The following is a 20,442-nucleotide window of genomic DNA, read 5'->3' on the forward strand; positions in this document are numbered from 1 at the left end:
ACTCACAGCAGCCGGGACAGGAACTCCCGGGTCCGGCTCTCCTTCGGGTCGGCCAGCACCTGGCGGGGATCACCGGCCTCGACGACCACGCCGCTGTCCATGAACACGAGCTGATCGGCGACCTCCCGCGCGAAGCCCATCTCGTGCGTGACGACGACCATCGTCATGCCGCCGTCGGCGAGATCGCGCATCACCGCGAGCACCTCGCCGACGAGTTCGGGGTCGAGGGCCGAGGTGGGCTCGTCGAACAGCATGAGCTTGGGATCCATGGCGAGCGCGCGGGCGATCGCGACGCGCTGCTGCTGGCCGCCCGAGAGCTGCGCGGGATAGGCGTCGACCTTGTCGGCCAGCCCGACCCGCGCGAGCAGGTCCCGGGCCTTCTCCACCGCCTCGTCACGCTTGAGCTTCTTCACGAGGATCGGCGCCTCGATGATGTTCTCGAGCACGGTGCGGTGCGGGAACAGGTTGAAGTGCTGGAACACCATGCCGATGTCGCGGCGCTGCTTCGCGGCGGCCCGCGGGTGCAGTTCGTACAGTTTCGAACCCCGTTCGGCGTAACCGACGAGATCGCCGTCGACGTACAGGCGACCGGCGTCGACGCGTTCGAGGTGGTTGATGCACCGCAGGAAGGTCGACTTGCCGGATCCGGACGGACCGATCAGGCAGGTCACCTGGCCGCGCCCCACCTCGAGCGAGATGCCCTTGAGCACCTTGACGGCGCCGAAACTCTTGCAGACCCGGTCGGCCCGCACCATCGGCGTCTCGACGGACGTCATATGTGTTCCTCCCCCGGTGCGCCGGGCTTCGGCGTCGGCTTGCCGGCCTCGGCGACCGGTACGTTCTGTGCGTCGGCGAGTGCCTGCAGCTGACGGGCCGTGAGCTGCCGGCTCAGGCCCTTCGAGTAGTGCCGCTCGAGGTAGTACTGGCCGATCATGAGCAGGCTGGTGATCGCCAGGTACCAGGTCGCGGCGACGAGCAGCAGCGGGATCGGCTGGAAGTTCGCACCCGAGATGTCGCGGGCACGGCCGTACAGCTCGAGGCTGTAGGGCACGGCGGCGACCAGCGAGGTGGTCTTGAGCATGCTGATCAGCTCGTTGCCGGTCGGCGGGATGATGACCCGCATCGCCTGCGGCAGGACGGTGCGGCGGATGGTCTGCGACCACGACATGCCGAGCGCCGTGGACGCCTCCAGCTGCCCCTCGGGCACGGAGGTGATGCCGGCGCGCACGATCTCCGCCATGTAGGCCGCCTCGTTGAGTGCCAGGCCGATGACGGCGAACAGGAACGCCGCGTTCAGACCCTGCACGTCGATGTGGACGAACTGGTGGACGAACGGGATCCCGAGGTCGATCTGCTTGTAGATCGACGGGAACAGTCCCCACAGCACGAGTTGGACGTACACCGGGGTACCGCGGAAGACCCACAGGTACAGCCACGCGACGGAACGCAGCACGGGATTCGGGGACAGACGCATCACCGCGAGCACCACGCCGAGGACGACGGCGATGGCCATGGCGAGCACCGTCAGCTGCACGGTCTTCCACGCGGCTGCGGTGATGCGGGCGTCGAACAGGTACCGGGCGTAGATGTCCCAGCGGTAGGCCTCGTTGGTGGCCGCTCCCCAGGCGAACAACCCGAGTGCGATCAGGACGATCGCGCCGGAGATCCATCGTCCGGGATGTCGCAGGGGTACTGCGCGTATCGGCTCCGGGTCGTCCGGTCGCGGTTCCGCGGATCTCGCGGACGTGGACTCGCTCATGGTTCCCTTTCTCAGCTCGTCGCGCCGTTGATCTGCGAGGCGGTGATCGCGCCGTCCTCCATGCCCCAGCGCGCGGTGATCTCGTCGTACGCACCGGAATCGATGAGGTACTGCACTGCCTGCTGCAGTACGGGACCGAACGGCGACCCCTTCGCGACGACGAATCCGTAGGGCGCGGCGTCGAAGACCTCACCGGCCGGTTCGAGTCGTTCCTCGCTGCGGGCGATGACGTACGCCGTGACCGGCGAGTCGGCGGACAGTGCGTCCACCCGGCCGAGGATGAGGGCATTGGCAGCCTCGTCCTGGCTGTCGTACTTGACCTTGTCGATGGGCGGCAGCCCGCGGGCGACGCATTCCTCGCTCTTCGCGGGGACCTCCTCAAGGTCCTCGATGGTGGTGGTCTGTACCGCCACCCGCAGTCCGCACGCGTTGTCGGGGTCGACGGATTCGCCGGTGCGCTGCGCCCACTGCACTCCGGCGCTGTAGTAGGTGACGAAGTCGACCGATTCCTCGCGTTCCTTCGTGTCGGTGAACGACGACGAGCCCATCTCGAAGGTGCCCGCCTGGACGGCCGGGATGATCCGGTCGAAGTCGGCTTCGTTGAGCACCGCCTCGAGTCCGAGGACGTCGCCGAGGGCGTGGACGAGTTCGACGCCGAAGCCGACGATGGTGCCGTCGTCGTCCTTGAACTCGTTGGGGGCGTACGGGACGTTCACCCCGACCTCGAGGGTGCCGCCGTCGGCGATGTCGGGCGGCAACTGCCTCGCGATGGCGTCGACCTTCTCGACGGTGACTCGGTCGCCGGGCGGCACGGTCGATTCGCTGTTCACCACGCACCCGGTCGCGAAGGCAAGCACCGCCGCTCCCGCCGCCAGCCTGCTCAGGGTCCGGACATGACGACGCCCCCACGAGGTCACGCGGCGGGTGTGCACTGCTCGATTCACAGTCGCACAGTATCCAACCAGGGAGGGGTCCGAATGCAAACCCGAAGCTCAGGCTTCGAGGCGGGCGATGACGGCGGCGGTGAACTCGTCCGTCGACGCGGTGCCACCGAGGTCGGCGGTCGCGACACCCGCCGCGACGGTCGCGCGCACGGCGTCCTCGATGGCGCGGGCGGCCGCGGAGAATTCGATGTCCGCGCGTGCACCGACACGGTCGAGAAGCATGGCGGCGGAGAGGATCAGCGCGATCGGGTTGGCGCGGCCCTGCCCGGCGATGTCGGGTGCGGCGCCGTGCGCGGCCTGGGCCATGGCCTTGGTGCGCGACGCGTTGATCGACGCCGCGGTACCGAGCGAGCCGGACAGTTCGGCGGCGAGGTCGGACAGGATGTCGCCGAACATGTTCTCCGTCACGATCACGTCGAACTCGGCGCCGCGGCGGACGAGCAGCGCGGCCATCGCGTCGACGTGCTGGTCGTCGACAGTGACGCTCGGGTAGAGACGACCCACTTCCTGGCACACGTCCCGGAACAGGCCGGTCGTGCTGGCGAGCACGTTGGCCTTGTGCACGATGGTCACGCGCTTGCGGCGACGCGACGCGAGGTCGAAGGCGGTGTGCGCGATGCGTTCACAGGCGGCGCGGGTGATCACTCCGACCGCGAGTGCGATGTCGGGTGTGGGCATGAACTCGCCGCTGCCGACGGCCATGTTCCGGTCGGCGTAGAAACCCTCGGTGTTCTCCCGGACGACCACGAGATCCATCTTCGGTGACACCGACGCCGCTCCCGGCAGTGCGCACGCCGGCCGGATGTTCGCGTACAGGTCGAAGTGCTTGCGGATCCGACCGCCCGGAGTGAGCTGACCCCGGAACTCGGGTGGGTACGAGGCGCTGTCGTGCGGGCCGAGGATCCACGCGTCGAGCTCGGCGAGGGTGTCGAGGGTGACCTGCGGCAGCGGGCTGCCGTGCGTCTCGATCGCGGAGGCACCGACGGGCAGCGGCACCCAGTCGACCGCGACCCCGGCTGCCGCGACGGCGGTGTCGACGATCCTGCGGGTCGCCGGCACGATCTCGGGACCGATGCCGTCCCCCTCGAGAAGTCCGATGCGATGGGTCTGAAGCGTTGCGGTGTCGTCGGTCACCCGGTCATCATTGCCTACCGTGGTCCAGTCGGTGGAACTCCTCCTCGACGCCCCGCTCGACACGGCGGTGCGCGACGAGTGGACCCGGCTGCTCGACGCCGGCCTGCACAGTCAGGGACGCGTCCGTTCCGAATCCAACCGTCCGCACGTGACGCTGTTCGTCGCCCATGCCCTGCCGGACGAACTCGAGGACGCGCTGCGGGCCACCATCACGGTCCGGCGGATCACCCTCCGGCTCGGTGGCGTGGTGATCTTCGGTGGCCGGTACGCGACGCTCGCCCGCACGGTCGTGCCGTCGATCGAACTGCTCGAACTCCAGGCGCGGGTGTTCGAGGTGCTCTCGGAATGCCCCGGCATCCCCGCACACATCCGGCCGGGCGAGTGGACGCCGCACGTCACCCTCGCACGGCGGGTGCCGGCCGCGCGCATCGGTACCGCGGTCCTGGCGGCGCAGACGCCGGAGCGGCAGCTGACCGGATCGAGTGCAGGAGTGCGGCGCTGGGACGGCGAGGCCAAGCGGGAGTGGCTGCTCACCTGAGCAGCGGGACGGTGCGCCGTTCAGAAACGGTAGTCGCCGAACTGCGTCACTTCCATATGGGTGTCGGGCGTGCGTCCGGTGAGGGCCAGCACGTCGAGGAGGAGAAAGACCGCCAGAAGTACGAGGACCAGCAGGATCATGCTTCGAGCCTGCCGCGCCGGGGTCCCACCCGACAGTGGCAGAGCCGTCGGAGAACATCGTTTTTCTGCCACCACGGTGTCACACTGGGTTGCGTGTCCGGAACACCTGGAACCACCGGCCGGCTCGAGAAGGTGGTCGTCCCCGTCCTCCCCTACGTCGAGACCTTCGAACTCGGCGTGGCGTGCGAGGTGTTCGGCTTCGACCGCTCCGACGACGGCCTGCCGACCTACGACTTCCACCTCGTCGCCGCGACCTCCGATCCGGTGCGCACCCGCTTCGGCTACACCATCGAGGTGCCTCACAGGCTCGATCTCCTCGACGACGCCGACCTGATTCTCCTGCCAGCGGTGAACAGCGACGGCATCGCGCTCGACGACGGGCGCCTCGAACCGTTGTTCGCGAAACTGCGGGCCGCCGTCGACCGCGGCGCGCGCGTGGCGAGCATGTGCACCGGGGCGTTCATCCTCGGTGCGGCCGGGTTGCTCGACAGGCGTCGCTGCACGACCCACTGGATGCACGCCGACCGTCTCGCCCGGACCTATCCGACGGCGCAGGTCGACCGGGACGTGCTCTACGTCGACGACCATCCGGTCCTCACCGCCGCAGGCACCGCGGCCGGCATCGACCTGTGCCTGCACATCGTCCGCTCCGCCCAGGGAGCCCAGGTCGCCAACACGATCGCCCGGCGCATGGTGGTGCCACCGCACCGCGACGGTGGGCAGGCCCAGTACGTCGCGATGCCACTGCCCGAATGCAAGGACGAGTCGCTCGCGCCGTTGCTCGACTGGATGAGCGAGCACCTCGACCGGGAACTCCCGGTGGCCGCACTGGCGCAGAAGGCGCACATGTCGGCGCGGACCTTCGCGCGGCGGTTCGTCGCCGAGGTTGGGGTCACGCCCGCGCGCTGGCTCCGCGATCAGCGGGTCCTGGCCGCGCAGCGCCTGCTCGAGGAGACCGACCTTCCGATCGACGTGGTGGCCGACCGCGTCGGTTTCGGCACCGCTGCGGTGCTGCGCCAGCATTTCCTGCGCCTGCGCCAGACCACTCCGCAGGCCTACCGACGGACCTTCCGGCGGTCCGTCGAACCGGTCGGCGTGTGACGCGTCCCTCGATCGGCACCTCCCGACGACACCCCCGGATCGGACACGTCACGTAGCGTGGCGGAAGGAACCCCGTCACGACGCGTGACGGCGGGAACGAACGGGAAGAAACAGCGGCGGCCGGATGTTGGACCCGTCGACACGCCCGACCGAAAGGATTTCCGTGGCAACCAAGGCTCTCACCCAGCAGGACTTCGACGAGGTCGTCACGAGCAATGACATCGTGCTCGTGGACTTCTGGGCCGACTGGTGCGGCCCCTGCAAGCAGTTCGCGCCCACCTTCGAGGCATCGTCGGACAAGCATCCCGACGTCGTGCACGCGAAGGTCGACACCGAGGCCGAGCAGGCCATCGCGGCGGCGGCGAACATCCGCTCGATCCCCACGATCATGGCGTTCCGCGAAGGCATCCTCGTCTACAACCAGGCCGGTGCTCTTCCGCCCGCCGCTCTCGAGGATCTCGTCTCGCAGGTCAAGAACCTCGACATGGACGATGTGCGCAAGCAGATCGCGGAGGCTCGCGCCGAGCAGAGCTGACCCACTCGTCGCGTCGACCGCGCCCGTCCCCGGTGATCCGGGGGCGGGCGCCGTCGTACGTACGGTGTGTGTACCTGCGGCCGGTGTCCCTGCGACTCGGTGTCCCCGCGACTCAGTGCGCCGCGGCGTCCCAGCTGCGGCCGTAACCGACCGAGACCTCGAGCGGCACCGACAATTCGATGACGGAGTCCATCTTGTCGCGCACGAGCGCCTCGACCTGTTCGCGCTCGGCTTCGACCACTTCGAGCACGAGTTCGTCGTGCACCTGCAGCAGCATCCGCGACCGCAGTCCGGCCTCGCTGAGCGCCTTCTGCACGTCGATCATCGCGACCTTGATGATGTCGGCGGCCGTGCCCTGGATGGGGGCGTTGAGCGCGGCGCGCTCGGCGATCTCCCGGCGCTGCCGGTTGTCGCTGTTGAGGTCGGGCAGGTACCGGCGGCGGCCGTAGAGGGTGGACGTGTAGCCGACCTTGCGGGCCTCCTCGACCACGTTGTAGAGGTAGTCGCGCACGCCGCCGAAGCGGGTGAAGTAGGCCTCCATCTGCTCGCGGGCCTCGTCGGTGGAGATCTTCAGCTGCTGGGCGAGACCGTAGGCGCTCAACCCGTAGGCGAGACCGTAGGACATCGCCTTGACGCGGCGACGCAGCTCCGGGGTGACCTCCTCGAGCGGCAGCCCGAACGCCCGCGACGCCACGAAGGTGTGCAGGTCCTCGCCCGTACGGAATGCCTCGATGAGCCCCTCGTCGGCCGACAGGTGCGCCATGATGCGCATCTCGATCTGGCTGTAGTCGGCGGTGAGCAGCACGTCGAATCCGTCGCCCACCACGAAACCGTCGCGGATCCGGCGACCGGCCTCGGTCCGCACCGGAATGTTCTGCAGGTTCGGCTCGGTCGACGAGAGCCGGCCCGTCGCCGCGACGGTCTGGTTGAAGGTGGTGTGGATGCGACCGTCGTCGGCGATGGACTTGATGAGTCCGTCGACGGTGGTCTTCATCTTGGTGTGCTCACGGTGCGCGAGCAGGTGTTCGAGGAAGGGATGGCCCGTCTTGTCGAACAGGTTCTGCAAGGCATCCGCGTCGGTGGTGTAGCCGGTCTTGGTCTTCTTCGTCTTCGGCATCTCGAGCTCGTCGAACAGCACCACCTGCAACTGTTTCGGCGAGCCGAGGTTGATCTGCTTGCCGATCACCTCGTAGGCGGCGTTCGCGGCGGCGGCGACCTGGGCCGCGAATTCGGACTGCAGGTCGTGCAGGTGCGCCGAGTCGACGGCGATGCCGGTGGCCTCGAGTTCTGCGAGGACCTCGAGCAGGGGCAGTTCCATCTCGGTGAGCAGGCGCACCGATTCAATCTCGCCGAGTTCGGTGTCGAGGGCCGCGGCGAGGTCGACGACGGCGCGCGCCGCGAGGATCTGCGCCTCGGCCGCTTGCGCGTCGGCGGCGTCTTCGTCGTCGAGCAACGAGAGTTGTTGCGCGCCGGTGTCTTCCACTCGCAGCTCACGCTTGAGGTAGCGCAGCGACAGGTCGTCGAGCTTGAACGAGCGCTGGCCGGGCCGCACCAGATAGGCGGCGAGCGCGGTGTCGCTGGTGATGCCGGCGAGCGTCCAGCCGCGTCCGCGCAGCGCGTGGATGGCGAACTTCGCCTCGTGCACGGCCTTCTCCACTGCGGGGTTCGCGAGCCATGCGGCGAGGGCGTTCTCGTCCTCGGGCGTGAGCGCCACCGTGCTCACATAGGCGCCCTCACCGTCGGCCCCGGCGACGGCGATCGCGGTCGCGTCGCCTCCGTAGGGAGTGCCGGTGCCCACCACGGCGAGCCCATGACGTCGACCCGCCGGGGCGTGCTCGGCGAGCCAGTCGCCGAGGGCACCCGGCTCGACGATCCCGCCGCGCACCTCGAAGCCCTCCTCGGCCTCGGGCTCGGCCGACGAGAGCGTCTCGAACAGCCGGTCGCGCAGCACCTTGAACTCGAGGTCGTCGAACAGGCGGTGGATGCGGTCGCGGTCCCACGGGGCGAGGGCGAGTTGTTCGGGGGTGTACGGCACGGCCACGTCGCGCACCATCTCGGTGAGCTGGCGGTTGAGCAACACGTTGGACAGGTTCTCGCGCAGCGCGTCGCCGGTCTTGCCGCGCACCTCGTCGACGCGGTCGACGAGTCCGCTCAGGCTTCCGTACTCGCGGATCCATTTCGCGGCGGTCTTCTCGCCCACGCCGGGGATGCCGGGCAGGTTGTCGCTCGGGTCGCCGCGCAGCGCCGCGAAGTCCGGATACTGCTGGGGGGTGAGTCCGTACTTCTCCTCCACCGCGTCGGGGGTGAAGCGCGTCAGGTCGGAGACGCCGCGCCGCGGATACAGCACCGTGATGTCGCCGTTGACGAGTTGGAGCGCGTCGCGGTCGCCGGTCACCACGAGCACCCGGAAGCCCTGGGCGTGCGCCTGCGTCGCGAGCGTGGCGATGATGTCGTCGGCCTCGTAGCCCTCGATCGCCATCACCGGGATCCCCATCGCGCCGAGGACGTCCTTGGTGAGGTCGATCTGCCCCTTGAAGTCGTCGGGTGCGGCGCTGCGCTGGGCCTTGTAGGCGGCGAACAGTTCGGCACGGAAGGTCTTGCGGCTGACGTCGAATGCCGCCGCGACGTGCGTGGGCTGCTCGTCGCGCAGCAGGTTGATGAGCATGGAGGTGAACCCGTAGACCGCGTTCGTGGTCTGCCCGCTGTGGGTCTTGAAGTTCTCGGCGGGCAGCGCGTAGAACGCGCGGAACGCGAGGGAATGGCCGTCGAGGAGCAGCAGGGTCGGGCGGTCGTCGGTGGCCGCGGTGGACGTCGCGGAAGTGGATGCACGGGTCACGCGTGCCAGTCTAGGGACCGAGGACGACAGCGTCGGCCACACCGCCCGACCAGCACCTCTCCGGTATGTGCGAACACTCGTTGTCCGAAGAAACGAGACCGAAACGTCCGGGTGATCCAATTTTTCCCGTGGACGTGCGATCCAGCCGCTAGAGTCCCCTGTCACGACACCGTAGTCCGGCGTCATCGAGGTTGACGATGATGCCCCGGGCGCAGTGCCGCGCTCGATGACAGCGCACCCACCGGGAGGACCTGCGTGGCCCCTACCTCGGGATGTCGGCGACGACCGACCTCGACCCTCCACCGATCGGTCCGCGCCGCACTCGTCACGCTCGCGAGTGTCCTGTTCGTCCTCGTCGGCGCCGGCCTCTCCTCCGCCCAGGATCCGCCGGACCCACCCTCACCGCCCGCGAACACGGCACCGGCCGCACCCGACGAGGAATCCGCGGAGGGGGTGACCGTCCGCGGAACGCTCAACAATGCCGGCGAACGACTCGACGGTGTCGTCGTCCGTGCGACCACCGAGAGCGGCGAGGTGGTCACCGAGACGGAGTCCGCCGACGGTGGGCGCTGGGAACTCACCGTTCCGCCGGGCACGTACGTCTTCGAGGTCGACACCGAGAGCCTGCCCGACGACGTCACCGTCCAGACCTCGGTGACCCGCGATGTCGCTCCGGGACGGGCGAACACGGTGATTTTCTCGTTCGGGGAGGCGCGTAGCGGTTCGACGGTCGCGTGGGGCGAGACGCTGGTGCGCACGATCGTCGACGGTCTGCGTTTCGGTTTGGTCATCGCGATCGCCGGAGTGGGCCTGAGTCTGATCTTCGGCACGACCGGCCTGACGAACTTCGCCCACGGCGAGCTGGTCACCCTCGGGGCGGTCGCGGCGTGGATCTTCAATGTCACCCTCGGTGTCCAGCTGATACCGGCCACGATCCTGGCGGTGATCGTCGGCGTCATCATCGGCCTGCTCAACAACGCACTCATCTGGGCTCCGCTCCGGCGCCGCCACACGGGCCTGATCGCCCAGCTGGTGGTGTCGATCGGCCTCGCGATCTCGTTGCGCTATCTCATCCTGGCCTTCTACTCCGACCGCACCCAGCCGTTCGACGACTACCAGGCACAGCAGCAACTGGTGTGGGGGCCGATCGCGATCACCCCGGGCAACCTCGCGTGCATCGTGATCAGCCTGGTGGTGCTCGTCGGGGTCGCCCTGCTGCTGCAGCGCACCCGGATCGGCAAGGCGATGCGCGCGGTGGCCGACAACCGCGACCTCGCGGCATCGTCGGGGATCGACGTCGAACACGTCATCCGCTTCGTGTGGGGTCTCGGTGGCGGGCTCGCCGCGCTCGGCGGGGTGCTGTTCGGCCTGTCGGAACTCGGCGGGCGCGTGCAGTGGGAGATGGGCTTCAAGCTGCTCCTGCTGATGTTCGCCGGCATCATCCTCGGCGGCCTCGGCACCGCCTACGGTGCACTGGTCGGCTGCGTCGTGGTGGGACTGCTGGTCCAGTTGTCCACCCTCGTGATCAACCCGGACCTGAAGTACATCGGCGGTCTGCTCGTACTCATCGTCATCCTGGTCATCCGCCCCCAGGGCATCCTCGGCAGTCGGACAAGGATCGGTTGACCCATGGATATCGTGTCGGTACTCCAGGTTTCCTTCGCCCAGCTCATCGGCCCGTCGGCGATCTTCTACGCACTGCTCGCGATCGGCCTGAACCTGCACTACGGCTATGCAGGGCTGCTGAACTTCGGGCAGATCGGTTTCGCCCTCCTGGGCGGTTACGGCGTGGGCATCATGACCGTCACCTACGACCAGCCGTTGTGGGTGGGCATCCTCGTCGGTCTCGCACTGGCAGGTCTGCTCGCGCTCGTACTCGGCATCCCCACCCTGCGGTTGCGGGCCGACTATCTCGCCATCGCGACGATCGCCGCGGCGGAGATCCTGCGGCTGATGTTCCGCTCGACCGCGTCCGACTCGGTGACCGGATCGACCCGCGGCCTGTGGGGTTTCGCCGACCCGTTCACGTCCCTGAGCCCGTTCGATTCGAGTCGCCAGTACAACCTGCTCGGTATGCGGTTCTACGGCGACGACCTGTGGGCGATGGTCGTCGGCTGGACCCTCGTGCTGTTGCTGTGCGGGCTGGTCTACCTCCTCTCCCACAGTCCGTGGGGGCGGGTCCTCGAGGCGGTGCGTGAGGACGAGGACGCTGCCCGCGCGCTCGGCAAGAACGTCTTCGCCTACAAGATGCAGGCCCTGGTACTCGGCGGCATGATCGGCGGTCTCGGCGGCGTCTTCAACGCTCTGCAGACCAAGTCGATCAACCCCGACTTCTACTCGACCGCGCAGACCTTCTTCGCGTTCGGCGCGCTGATCCTCGGGGGTGCGGGAACGGTCTTCGGACCGGTGCTCGGCGCCATGGTGTTCTGGTTCCTGCTCACCCTCCCGGATGCCTTCCTGCGTCAGGCGATCGCCGGACCCGACCCGCTGCTCCCGCTCACCGAACAACAGGTCGGCGCGATGCGGTACGTGCTGCTCGGCATCCTCATCGCGGTGATGATGGTCTTCAGGCCACAAGGCATCCTGGGAAGCAAGCGGAAGGTGCAACTCGATGCCTGACACGATCCGACCCGACCCGACACCACCGCGCACGGTCCTCGGCGCGGACGAACGCGCCGCACTGTTCGCCGGCGTCGACCGCGCCCCCGGCGCCGCCAAACCCGACCCGATCCTCGTCGTCGACGATCTGTGCCGCACATTCGGAGGGCTCAAGGCCGTGGACGTGGCCCACCTCGAGATCCAGCGCTCGTGCATCACCGGCCTGATCGGCCCGAACGGCGCCGGCAAGACCACCCTCTTCAATCTCCTCACGGGCTTCGACCGGCCCGACACCGGCACCTGGGCGATGGACGGCGTCCCGCTCGGCCGGCTCCATCCCCATCAGGTGGCGCGGCGCGGGATCGTGCGCACCTTCCAGCTCACCAAGGCGCTGTCGAAGATGACGGTCCTCGACAACGTCCGCCTCGGCGCCCGGCACCAGACCGGCGAGCGCATGGCCGGTGCACTGCTACCGTGGACGTGGCGCCGCCAGGAACGCGAGATCACCGCGCGCGCATACGAACTGCTCGACCGTTTCGGTCTGGCCGCGAAGGCCGACGACTTCGCCGGTTCACTGTCCGGCGGTCAACGCAAACTGCTCGAGATGGCCCGTGCGCTGATGACCGAACCGACCGTCGTCATGCTCGACGAGCCGATGGCCGGCGTCAATCCGGCGCTCACGCAGAATCTGCTGGGACACATCAAGACCCTGCGCGACGACGGGACGACCGTGGTATTCGTCGAGCACGACATGGACGTCATCCGCGACATCTCCGACTGGGTCGTGGTGATGGCGCAGGGTTCGGTGATCGCGGAGGCACCGCCGGACGCCCTGTCGTCCGATCCGGCCGTGGTCGACGCCTATCTCGGCAGTCACCACGACCAGGCACTCGAATTCGACGACGAGGGCAATCCCGTGGGCGCGACCGCCGAACTCGCCGACGCCCTCGCGGACGCGGAAGCGCAGACCCTCGAGGCCGGAGGCGACCTGTCCGATCCCGATTCGGCGTCGACCGACGCGACGGCCACGACCCTGGAGAAGCCTTGAGCGACAACATCACTCCTGCACTCACCGGGACGACGCCGGCGGAACGTGCCGCGACCCCGGAGGAACATGCGCGCCTGGCGACCATAGCTCTCCTGCGCGCCGACGATCTCGTGGCCGGTTACTTCCCCGGGGTCGATATTCTGCGCGGTTGCAACTTCTACCTGCGCGACGGTGAGATCGTGGGCATCATCGGCCCGAACGGAGCCGGCAAGTCGACCCTGCTCAAGGCGTTGTTCGGCCTCATCCCCATCCGCAGCGGCACCGTCACGCTCGGCGGGGACGAGATCACCTCGGCGCCCGCACACATCCTGGTGCGCAAGGGGATCGGCTACGTGCCGCAGACGCAGAACGTGTTTCCCTCACTGACCATCGAGGAGAACCTCGAGATGGGGATCTATCTGCGTCCGAAGGACTTCGAGAAGCAGTTCGAGCGGGTGGCGTCGTTGTTCCCGTTGCTGTCCGAGCGCCGGAAGGTCAAGGCGGGAGCGCTCTCCGGTGGTGAGCGGCAGATGGTCGCGATGGGCCGCGCGCTGATGATGGAGCCGTCGGTGCTGCTCCTCGACGAGCCGTCGGCGGGACTGTCGCCGATGTTCCAGGACGAGGTCTTCATCCGCTGCAAGAAGATCAACGCGGCGGGGGTGTCGATCATCATGGTCGAGCAGAACGCGCGTCGCTGCCTGCAGATCTGCGATCGCGGATACGTTCTCGACCAGGGCCGCAACGCGTACACCGACACCGGCAGCAATCTCATGCACGACCCGAAGGTCGTCGAACTGTATCTCGGCACTCTCGCCGGCAGCCGGGAGAAGCGGAAGGGGTGACCGCCTACCGGCGATCACCCCTTCGCTCACGACCGGCGGGTCACTCACCCACCACGATGTAGTCCTCGGTGGTCAGGGTGTTGTCGGGACCGAACACGAGTCGGCCGTACGAGCCCACGCCGGGTTCGCCCGCATCCACGAAGGTGAGTTCACCGGTGGCACCGTCGTAGTCGAGGTCCTGATCCGCACGGAGCAGGTCGAGGCACTGCTGGTAGCTGGTGCACTTCTCCCCGTCGCGGGTCACCGAGTTGATGTTCGCGGCGATGTCCACCCCCGCGGTCGACCCTGCCTGTTCCGCGGCCAGCGCCGAGACGATCACGGCGTCGTAGGACTCTCCGGCGTAGTTGAAGTCGATCAGGCCCGGATCGACGCCGAGCAGTCGCTGCTGGAACTCCTCGCCGGTGTCGGTCAGCGGCGTGGTGCCGGCCATGCCGTCGAGCAGTCCTTCGGCGACGTTCTCGCCCAGCGCGTTCCCCATGTTGCCGTCGACACCGAAGACCGCCATGCCGTCGGACGGGCCGATGCCCACCTCGTGCATGCGGGTGATGATCTTCGCCGACTCCTCGAAGCCGATGAGTGCCACAGCATCCGGTGCGAAGTTGGCCACCTGGTCGACCTCCGCGTTGAACGACTGCGCGTTGGGGTCGTAGATGATCTTCTGGATCTGGTCCTCCGGGATACCGGCGTCGACGAGATTGGTCACGGTGTTCTCGGCGAGGCCGGTGCCGTACGGATCGTTCAGCGCCAGGATCGACACGCGCTGCGCCCCGTCCTCGGCGATCAGCTGCGCGAGCGCCTGCGCCTGGAGCACGTCGGTCGGGGCGGTGCGGAAGTACAACCCGCGGTCGGCGTAGCAGACGAACTGGTCGGAGGTGTTCGCCGGCGAGAACTGCACCACGCCGGCACTGACGATCTTGTCGATCACCTTGAGCGAGACCGACGACGAGGCGGCGCCGACGATCACCTGGGTGCCGTTGGCGAGATGCCGGTCGACGGTGGTGTTCGCGGTGTCGGTCGTCGTGTCCCCGGAATCGCCCGGGAACAGTTCGACCGGCTGGTCGAGAACACCGCCCGCGGCGTTGATGTCGTCGACGGCGAGCCGGACGGCAGCGACCTCGGGCGGTCCGAGGAAGGCGAGACTGCCGGTCTCGGGGAGAATCGTGCCGATCTTCAGCGGTCCCGTGGCGGGAGTCGCCCCTGCTGTGGCCTGCTGTGGTTCGCAGTCGGTCTCGACGGTCGTCGCGGCCGCCGCCCCCTCGTCACCGGCCGACGTACCGGATGCCGAATCGTCGCTGTCCGAACCACACCCGGTGAGGGCGAGCGTCGCAGCACCGAGTACCGCTACGGCGCGGACCAGAGTCCGTCTTGCCATTCAACTCTCCTTCGAACGCCTGACACCGCATCCGGCGGATTCCGGATGTGGTCGAAACATAGCGGTCGGAAGCACCCCGCGAACCCGGCCGAAATCCTTGTGATACGACCGTTATCTGCGGGGCGGAGATTTGATGTGGCGGTAACGCGTCGGGCGCCGTGAGCACTCGAAACCGGTTCGCGCGGCTAGCCGGCGGTGTCGCTTCCGAGGGTCTCGAGGACGACCACCGCGACCTGCTTCATGGTGGTACGGCGGTCCATCGCGGCGCGCTGGATCCAGCGGAACGCCTCCGGTTCGGTCATCGCATGCTTCTCCATGAGCAGTCCCTTGGCCCGGTCGACGAGCTTGCGGGTCTCGAATCGCTCGTTGAGCCCTTGCACCTCGCGCTCGAGCTCGCGCAGCTCGGAGAAGCGGCTGACGGCCACCTCGATGGCGGGCACGAGATCGCTCTTCGAGAACGGCTTGACGAGATACGCCATGGCGCCTGCGTCGCGGGCGCGTTCGACGAGCTCGCGCTGACTGAAGGCTGTGAGAATGACCACAGGGGCGATGCGCCGCTGTGCGATCTCCGAGGCGGCGTCGATGCCGTCGCGGCGCGGCATCTTGACGTCCATGATCACCAGGTCGGGCCGGAGTTCCTCGGCGAGTTCGACGGCACGCTGTCCGTCGCCGGCCTCACCGACCACCTCGTAGCCCTCCTCGCGCAGCATTTCGACGAGATCGAGCCTGATCAGGGCCTCGTCTTCCGCTACGACGACCCGACGAGGAGTTGGTGTGCTGTCGTGCGGCGCGGAGGTCATGGTCGGGCCTTCCCCTCGGTACTGGCGGTCCCCGGTGCAGGGTGGAACGTAAGAAGGGTACCGGTGCGCGCCCGCTTCGCCCGATCCTCTACAGTGGTGTCCGCAACGCCCCCGTATCCCAATTGGCAGAGGAAACGGATTCAAAACCCGTCCAGTGTGAGTTCGAGTCTCACCGGGGGCACCACTTTTCGGTTCGCGCTACACGGCCGGAGCACGCTTTCCGCATCCCGCCGATTCCGGCTCCGCTGTCGTAATGTTCCGGCGTGAGTATCTGGGTTCCCGTCGTCGTTGCACTCGTCACCGGGGTGGTGTCGTGGGCGGCCGCACGTCTGTCGCGCGAGCTGTCCCGTCGAAACCTCCGGACCCGGATCGCAGCCGATCTGGCCATCTACAACGGACTCGGCGACGAGTTCCGGAAGCGCCCCCTGCGGGAGAGCGTCGATGCCCGGTTGTGGCAGCTCGCGGCCCAGTCGATGCCGTTGGCGCCGGGATCGCGTCCGAAGCCCAGGATCCGCCGGATCCTGGCCCTGATCGCAGTGGTGTTCGTCGCCGTCGGAGCGCTCGTGTTCGTGGAACTCGTCCTGGGCATCCGGGAGGGCGACTCGGCGCGGGTGGCGCTCGCGCTGCTGGCAGGTGCCCTGGTCGGATTCTCGATTCCCGGCCTGTCCGCCGATCCGGCGGAGTTGCAGGAGCGGCAGCTCATCCGGGCGCTGCGGGAGCGACGGGCCATGGAACAGCTGCAGAACGGGCAGAGCTCCTCCGCAGGTACTCCCCCGGACCTGGCGGAGACCGCGTAGCTACGATTCTCCGGGTGACCGGTTTCGACGAGTTCGACATGTTCGGGGGCCTCGACCCCGCGTCCCTGCCGCTGCGCCAGCAGCAGATCCTGGCCGCGATCCGCGACTGGATCGTTGCGCAGGGATCGTCGCCGAGCACCCGGCAGATCGCCGATTCGGTGGGTCTGCGGTCGACGTCGACGGTCTCGAAGCATCTGAAGAGCCTCGCGGACAAGGGTTTCCTCCGCCGCGGCACCGCTGTGGCACGCCAGCTCGACGTGCGCCCCTTCCTCGGCTCGTCCGGCGGTGAACGCGCATCCGACGACACCGTGACCGTGCCGGTCGTCGGCGACATCGCCGCGGGCGCACCGATTCTCGCCGAGGAGCACACCGACGACCTGCTCACCCTCCCCCGCGATCTGGTCGGCTCCGGCACGGTCTTCGCGCTTCGCGTGCGAGGCGACTCGATGGTCGACGCGGCGATCTGCGACGGCGACACAGTGGTGGTTCGGCGGCAGCACGAGGCCCACTCCGGTCAGATCGTCGCGGCGATGATCGACGGCGAGGCGACGGTCAAGGTGTACCGGCGCCGAGGCGGCCACGTCCACCTCGAACCCCGGAATTCCGCCTATCCCGTCCTCGACGGCGACGAGGCGGTGGTGCTGGGCACCGTCGTGTCCGTTATGCGCCGCATCTGATGCCTACCGGGATCAGCCGCAGATCGGATCGGTGACGACCGGCGGCAACCCGTCGAGGAGATCCTGCGCGGGCGGCCCGAGAAGCGGATCGTCGGCGAGCCGGCACAGCGGCGGGCAATCCTGCAGAGAAGGACCGGTCTCCGGTCCGGGTGGGACCCTTTCGGTGAACGCGCCGAGGACGTGCTCCGAGAGCGTCCCTGCCGATCCGTAGGTCGACGCCGCGACCGAGAAATCGGGACCGAACGAGGCGGAGGCGTGGAACGAGCGGTCGTCGCTCCAACCCCGCTTCGTGCCGATCACTCCGGCGATCAGCGCCGTGCCGTAGTCCTGCGGATATCCGTCGACCGCGGTGTCGTAGGCCGTGGCCATCGCGGCGAGCACCGGCGAACCGGGATCAGTGCGCTTCTTCGTCTCGCGATAGGTGACCATGTCGTGCGTCGACGTGGTGCCCACACCCCAGTAGCCGGGCACGTGGGTGTCGGTGAGCCCGAACTCCGCCGCGGTCGACGAGATCGCCTGGGGGTATTCCGCGTGCAGGCGGTCCGCGATCGCGTCGTTCGACGACCGGATCATCTCCGTCGCGTCGGCGTGATCCGCAGGATCGACGTAGGTGAGAACGTACTCGGCCGGATACATCTTGACGATCGACACGTCGGCGCGGGACTCGTGCTCGTTCGCAGTGCCGGCGCGCAGACCGGTCGGGGTGTGCGCGAACGAGATCTGGGTACTGCTGGGAGCAGGGATCGCGCCGGTGTCGTCCACGATCGGCGCGGGCGCTGCGGAGGCGATGTGACCGCCGAGGGCGGTGAGGGCGGCTACGGCGAGGGCTGTCGCAATCGGGCGGTTACCCCGAAGCGGACGAGCAGTGACGGCCGCGACCTGCACGCGGCCGTTCCTGTCGGTGCCCGCCTCTACAGTTCGGTCGTCCGAGGATCGCTCCGGAACCAGCGACACGAAACGGATCCACCATGTCGATGCCCGCCACTCCGCCCACTCGTCGACCGTGTCGATCGTCTGTCCCGGTGCGCCCCGCTCGCGGACCGGGCTCCCGGGTGATCGCGTGCCGGACGACGATCCCGTTCGGGCGCGACAACGACGGCACGCCCGTCTCGTGGGATCTGTCCGCCGGACGGCACCTGCTGATCCGACGCGACGAGCGCCGCTCGTCGCCCAGCGTGTCGCTCGACCTGATCGCGATGACGACACTGACCGGCGGCACCCACGACCTGGTGGTCATCGATCCGCACCGTCGTCATCGCTGGCTCGGTGGCTCCGCCTCGCTCCCCACGGGGCCGTGTTGCTGGGCCACCACCACCGATCAGATCACCGACGTGGTCGCCGAACTCGATTCGCCGGTCGTCGACCCCCCGCGCGTGTTGCTCGTCGCCGATCTCGCCGCCACGGTCGCGGCGCTCGACGACGAGGGGCGCACCCGGCTCGCCCGGGTAGCCGTGGACGCACGCGAACACCAGTTGCTGCTCGTCGCCACCACCGCCGACACGAATCCCCGCTGGTATCCCGAGGGGCTGATCGACGCGTTCGACGACATCGTCGCGCGGCGGCGCGAGGAGAGTCCGTCCTTCGGCCTTCGCTGATCGCTCGATCGGCCGAGGAAGTTCTCGATACCCCGTAATGCTCGATTGACGCCGAGAAAGACCGATCGAGCTGCCACAATCGTTCTACGAACACCCTCCCGTAGCGACTCGGTGATCGTCACGGTGCGCGGAGGACGGATCGATGAACGTCGGCAAAGTGGTCATGCTGGTCGTCGGTATTCTCCTCGTGCTCCTCGGAGGCGCTGCCGCGGTCGGAGCGCTCATTCTGGGGTGGTTCTTCGTCGTCCAGCGCGCCGACGGTTTCATCACCGGTCCCGAGGGGACCCTCCGGACGCAGACGCACGCGTTGGTCTCCGAACGTCTCGACCTCGTCACCGACGATCAGAGCCCCACGGGTCTGCGCAGTGAGGACATCGGCCGGCTTCTGGTGCAGGCCACCGCACTCGATCCCGCATCGGCGGTGTTCGTCGGGATCGCTCCCGTCGGGGAGGTCGAGGCCTATCTCTCAGGGGTCGCCCACACCGTCGTGACCGATCTGCGGTTCGAGCCGTTCGAGGTCACCTACCGTGACGTTCCCGGGGGCGACACCCCGGCTGCTCCTTACGCGCAACAGTTCTGGGTCGCATCGGCGGAAGGGACCGGCACCCAGCAAGTGGAATGGGATCTGCGCGACGGCACATGGACCGTGGTGGTGATGAACGCCGACGCATCCGCAGGGATCGGCGTGGACGTGCGCGCCGGGATCCACATCGACCTGCTCGGACCGGCCGTGCTCGCCCTGCTGATCCTCGGTCTGGTTCTTCTCGCCGTCGGTGTCCCTCTGCTGCTCGCCGGCGCGGTCGGACTCGGTCGGCACGGGCCTCCGCCGCCCAGTCCGGTGTCCGCTCCCGCTACCGGCGCCACTCCGGTCACCGCACCTTCGCACCCGGCGGCGGTGCCCTATCCGGTGCATCTGCGCGGCGATCTCGACGAACCGTTGTCGCGGTGGCTGTGGCTGGTGAAATGGCTAGGTCTCCGTCACTCCCCCGGCCGGCCCGACCGGCACCGGTCAGCCCTGATCACGCGGTATATCGATGAGGCCTTCCCGGATCCTCTCCGTCCACGCGTCGACGTCGACCCAGTCCCGGGCATCGCCGTAGTGTCCGCCCATCAGCCGGAAGACGATCCGCCCGATTCCGGCCCAGTCGCCCGAAGCGATGGCACCGGCGAAGAAACGGTGATCACGCACATCGGTGATCGAACGGAGGTTCTGCACCGCCCGAGGTTCCGGCGTGACCCGTCGCAGATATGCCGCCACCCGGGGCGAGAGAATCGTGCTGGTCGCTCCGATCGACGAGACGGAGAACGCCCACACCGGTCGCCCTTCCGATTCGGTGCCCAGCCGATAGATCGCATCGGAAGCCTCGGGGAGCCACTGCCCGTTGTGGATCGCACTTCCGACGATCAGCGCCTCGTACGTTCGTACCGACGCGACATCGCCGAGCGCGCGCAGTTCCACGGCACCGCGGCTTTCCAGTCCCGTAGCGATGCGTTCGGCGATTCCCCGCGTCGACCCTCGAGCGGTCGCGTAGCCGATCAGGACGGACATGGCGGGGCCTTTCGGCAGTGGGTGATTGCGCCGGATGCAGTCTCCAGTGTGAGAAGCGGCGTGCACGGCACGTGAGGGTCTTCGGTCACTTCCTGCGGGCAGGTCGGGACCGTCGACTCTTGTGCGACCGACCGGTCCGAGCGTGTGCTGGCAGGGTCCCGAAACCGCAGGATCCCGGAAAAAGCAGGGCCCGAAACG

General features: G+C 68.2%; 20 protein-coding genes and 1 tRNA gene. 11 read left to right on the forward strand and 10 right to left on the reverse strand.

Going from position 1 to position 20,442, the window contains the following annotated elements:
• Positions 1–2: 2 nt before the first annotated feature.
• The 4 genes from RBB84_RS08975 to RBB84_RS08990 all read right to left on the reverse strand — a co-directional run bounded on the left by RBB84_RS08975 (position 3) and on the right by RBB84_RS08990 (position 3,837).
• Positions 3–776: an amino acid ABC transporter ATP-binding protein gene (locus RBB84_RS08975; RefSeq protein WP_019289663.1), complete on the reverse strand. Its 774-nt coding sequence runs from the start codon at positions 774–776 to the stop codon at positions 3–5.
• Entirely contained in the window at positions 773–1,759 is a 987-nt protein-coding gene (locus RBB84_RS08980) for an amino acid ABC transporter permease (RefSeq protein ID WP_006554006.1), read from the reverse strand. The genes RBB84_RS08975 and RBB84_RS08980 overlap by 4 nt, the downstream gene beginning before the upstream one ends.
• Positions 1,760–1,770: 11 nt before the next feature.
• Entirely contained in the window at positions 1,771–2,643 is an 873-nt protein-coding gene (locus tag RBB84_RS08985; protein ID WP_170318567.1) for an ABC transporter substrate-binding protein, read from the reverse strand.
• A gap of 108 nt (positions 2,644–2,751) precedes the next feature.
• Positions 2,752–3,837, reverse strand: coding sequence for an isocitrate/isopropylmalate family dehydrogenase (locus RBB84_RS08990; RefSeq protein ID WP_006554008.1), 1,086 nt, complete (start codon positions 3,835–3,837; stop codon positions 2,752–2,754).
• A 19-nt stretch (positions 3,838–3,856) separates the two neighbouring features.
• Between RBB84_RS08990 and RBB84_RS08995 the strand changes: the two genes are divergently transcribed.
• The 3 genes from RBB84_RS08995 to trxA all read left to right on the forward strand — a co-directional run bounded on the left by RBB84_RS08995 (position 3,857) and on the right by trxA (position 6,151).
• Positions 3,857–4,375, forward strand: a complete 519-nt coding sequence (locus RBB84_RS08995; RefSeq protein WP_033097659.1) for a 2'-5' RNA ligase family protein — start codon at positions 3,857–3,859, stop codon at positions 4,373–4,375.
• A 233-nt stretch (positions 4,376–4,608) separates the two neighbouring features.
• Complete coding sequence (locus tag RBB84_RS09000) at positions 4,609–5,616, forward strand: helix-turn-helix domain-containing protein (RefSeq protein ID WP_170318564.1); 1,008 nt, start codon at positions 4,609–4,611, stop codon at positions 5,614–5,616.
• A gap of 163 nt (positions 5,617–5,779) precedes the next feature.
• Positions 5,780–6,151 (forward strand): thioredoxin, encoded by a 372-nt coding sequence (trxA, locus tag RBB84_RS09005; protein WP_006554011.1) that lies wholly within the window; start codon positions 5,780–5,782, stop codon positions 6,149–6,151.
• A gap of 112 nt (positions 6,152–6,263) precedes the next feature.
• On the opposite strand, the gene polA is transcribed toward trxA, so the two are convergent.
• Entirely contained in the window at positions 6,264–8,987 is a 2,724-nt protein-coding gene (gene polA, locus RBB84_RS09010) for a DNA polymerase I (RefSeq protein WP_024101177.1), read from the reverse strand.
• A gap of 255 nt (positions 8,988–9,242) precedes the next feature.
• Between polA and RBB84_RS09015 the strand changes: the two genes are divergently transcribed.
• Genes RBB84_RS09015 through RBB84_RS09030 form a run of 4 tightly spaced genes read left to right on the forward strand, consistent with a single transcriptional unit; the run spans position 9,243 to position 13,454 of the window.
• A complete protein-coding gene (locus tag RBB84_RS09015; protein WP_033097658.1) occupies positions 9,243–10,613 on the forward strand; it encodes a branched-chain amino acid ABC transporter permease in 1,371 nt (456 codons plus the stop codon).
• A gap of 3 nt (positions 10,614–10,616) precedes the next feature.
• Positions 10,617–11,606 (forward strand): branched-chain amino acid ABC transporter permease, encoded by a 990-nt coding sequence (locus RBB84_RS09020; RefSeq protein WP_006554014.1) that lies wholly within the window; start codon positions 10,617–10,619, stop codon positions 11,604–11,606.
• Complete coding sequence (locus RBB84_RS09025; protein WP_033097657.1) at positions 11,599–12,633, forward strand: ABC transporter ATP-binding protein; 1,035 nt, start codon at positions 11,599–11,601, stop codon at positions 12,631–12,633. The genes RBB84_RS09020 and RBB84_RS09025 overlap by 8 nt, the downstream gene beginning before the upstream one ends.
• Positions 12,630–13,454: an ABC transporter ATP-binding protein gene (locus tag RBB84_RS09030; protein WP_033097656.1), complete on the forward strand. Its 825-nt coding sequence runs from the start codon at positions 12,630–12,632 to the stop codon at positions 13,452–13,454. Before RBB84_RS09025 ends, RBB84_RS09030 begins: the two co-directional genes overlap by 4 nt.
• A gap of 40 nt (positions 13,455–13,494) precedes the next feature.
• On the opposite strand, the gene RBB84_RS09035 is transcribed toward RBB84_RS09030, so the two are convergent.
• A complete protein-coding gene (locus RBB84_RS09035) occupies positions 13,495–14,826 on the reverse strand; it encodes an ABC transporter substrate-binding protein (RefSeq protein ID WP_033097655.1) in 1,332 nt (443 codons plus the stop codon).
• Between the two features lie 185 nt (positions 14,827–15,011).
• Positions 15,012–15,626: an ANTAR domain-containing response regulator gene (locus tag RBB84_RS09040; protein WP_006554018.1), complete on the reverse strand. Its 615-nt coding sequence runs from the start codon at positions 15,624–15,626 to the stop codon at positions 15,012–15,014.
• 107 nt (positions 15,627–15,733) lie between these two features.
• Here RBB84_RS09040 and RBB84_RS09045 point away from each other — a divergent pair.
• From RBB84_RS09045 to lexA, 3 genes are all read left to right on the forward strand, one after another.
• Positions 15,734–15,810 (forward strand) — tRNA-Leu (locus RBB84_RS09045).
• Positions 15,811–15,889: 79 nt separating this feature from the next.
• Positions 15,890–16,423: a hypothetical protein gene (locus RBB84_RS09050; protein ID WP_019289675.1), complete on the forward strand. Its 534-nt coding sequence runs from the start codon at positions 15,890–15,892 to the stop codon at positions 16,421–16,423.
• Positions 16,424–16,437: 14 nt separating this feature from the next.
• On the forward strand, positions 16,438–17,100 hold the full coding sequence (gene lexA, locus RBB84_RS09055; RefSeq protein ID WP_033097654.1) for a transcriptional repressor LexA: 663 nt from the start codon (positions 16,438–16,440) through the stop codon (positions 17,098–17,100).
• Between the two features lie 12 nt (positions 17,101–17,112).
• On the opposite strand, the gene RBB84_RS09060 is transcribed toward lexA, so the two are convergent.
• Positions 17,113–17,985 carry a hypothetical protein gene (locus RBB84_RS09060; RefSeq protein WP_052040090.1) on the reverse strand — a complete coding sequence of 291 codons (873 nt, stop codon included), beginning with the start codon at positions 17,983–17,985 and terminating at the stop codon, positions 17,113–17,115.
• A gap of 137 nt (positions 17,986–18,122) precedes the next feature.
• Between RBB84_RS09060 and RBB84_RS09065 the strand changes: the two genes are divergently transcribed.
• Positions 18,123–18,695, forward strand: coding sequence for a hypothetical protein (locus RBB84_RS09065; RefSeq protein ID WP_006554022.1), 573 nt, complete (start codon positions 18,123–18,125; stop codon positions 18,693–18,695).
• Positions 18,696–19,161: 466 nt separating this feature from the next.
• On the opposite strand, the gene RBB84_RS09070 is transcribed toward RBB84_RS09065, so the two are convergent.
• Positions 19,162–19,512 (reverse strand): hypothetical protein, encoded by a 351-nt coding sequence (locus RBB84_RS09070; protein ID WP_197481776.1) that lies wholly within the window; start codon positions 19,510–19,512, stop codon positions 19,162–19,164.
• Positions 19,513–19,704: 192 nt separating this feature from the next.
• Positions 19,705–20,244, reverse strand: a complete 540-nt coding sequence (locus RBB84_RS09075; protein ID WP_082920942.1) for a flavodoxin domain-containing protein — start codon at positions 20,242–20,244, stop codon at positions 19,705–19,707.
• Between the last annotated feature and the right edge of the window lie 198 nt (positions 20,245–20,442).

It is taken from the genome of Rhodococcus sp. D-6, assembly GCF_040256695.1.
GTDB classification, from domain to species: Bacteria; Actinomycetota; Actinomycetes; order Mycobacteriales; family Mycobacteriaceae; genus Rhodococcus; species Rhodococcus pyridinivorans.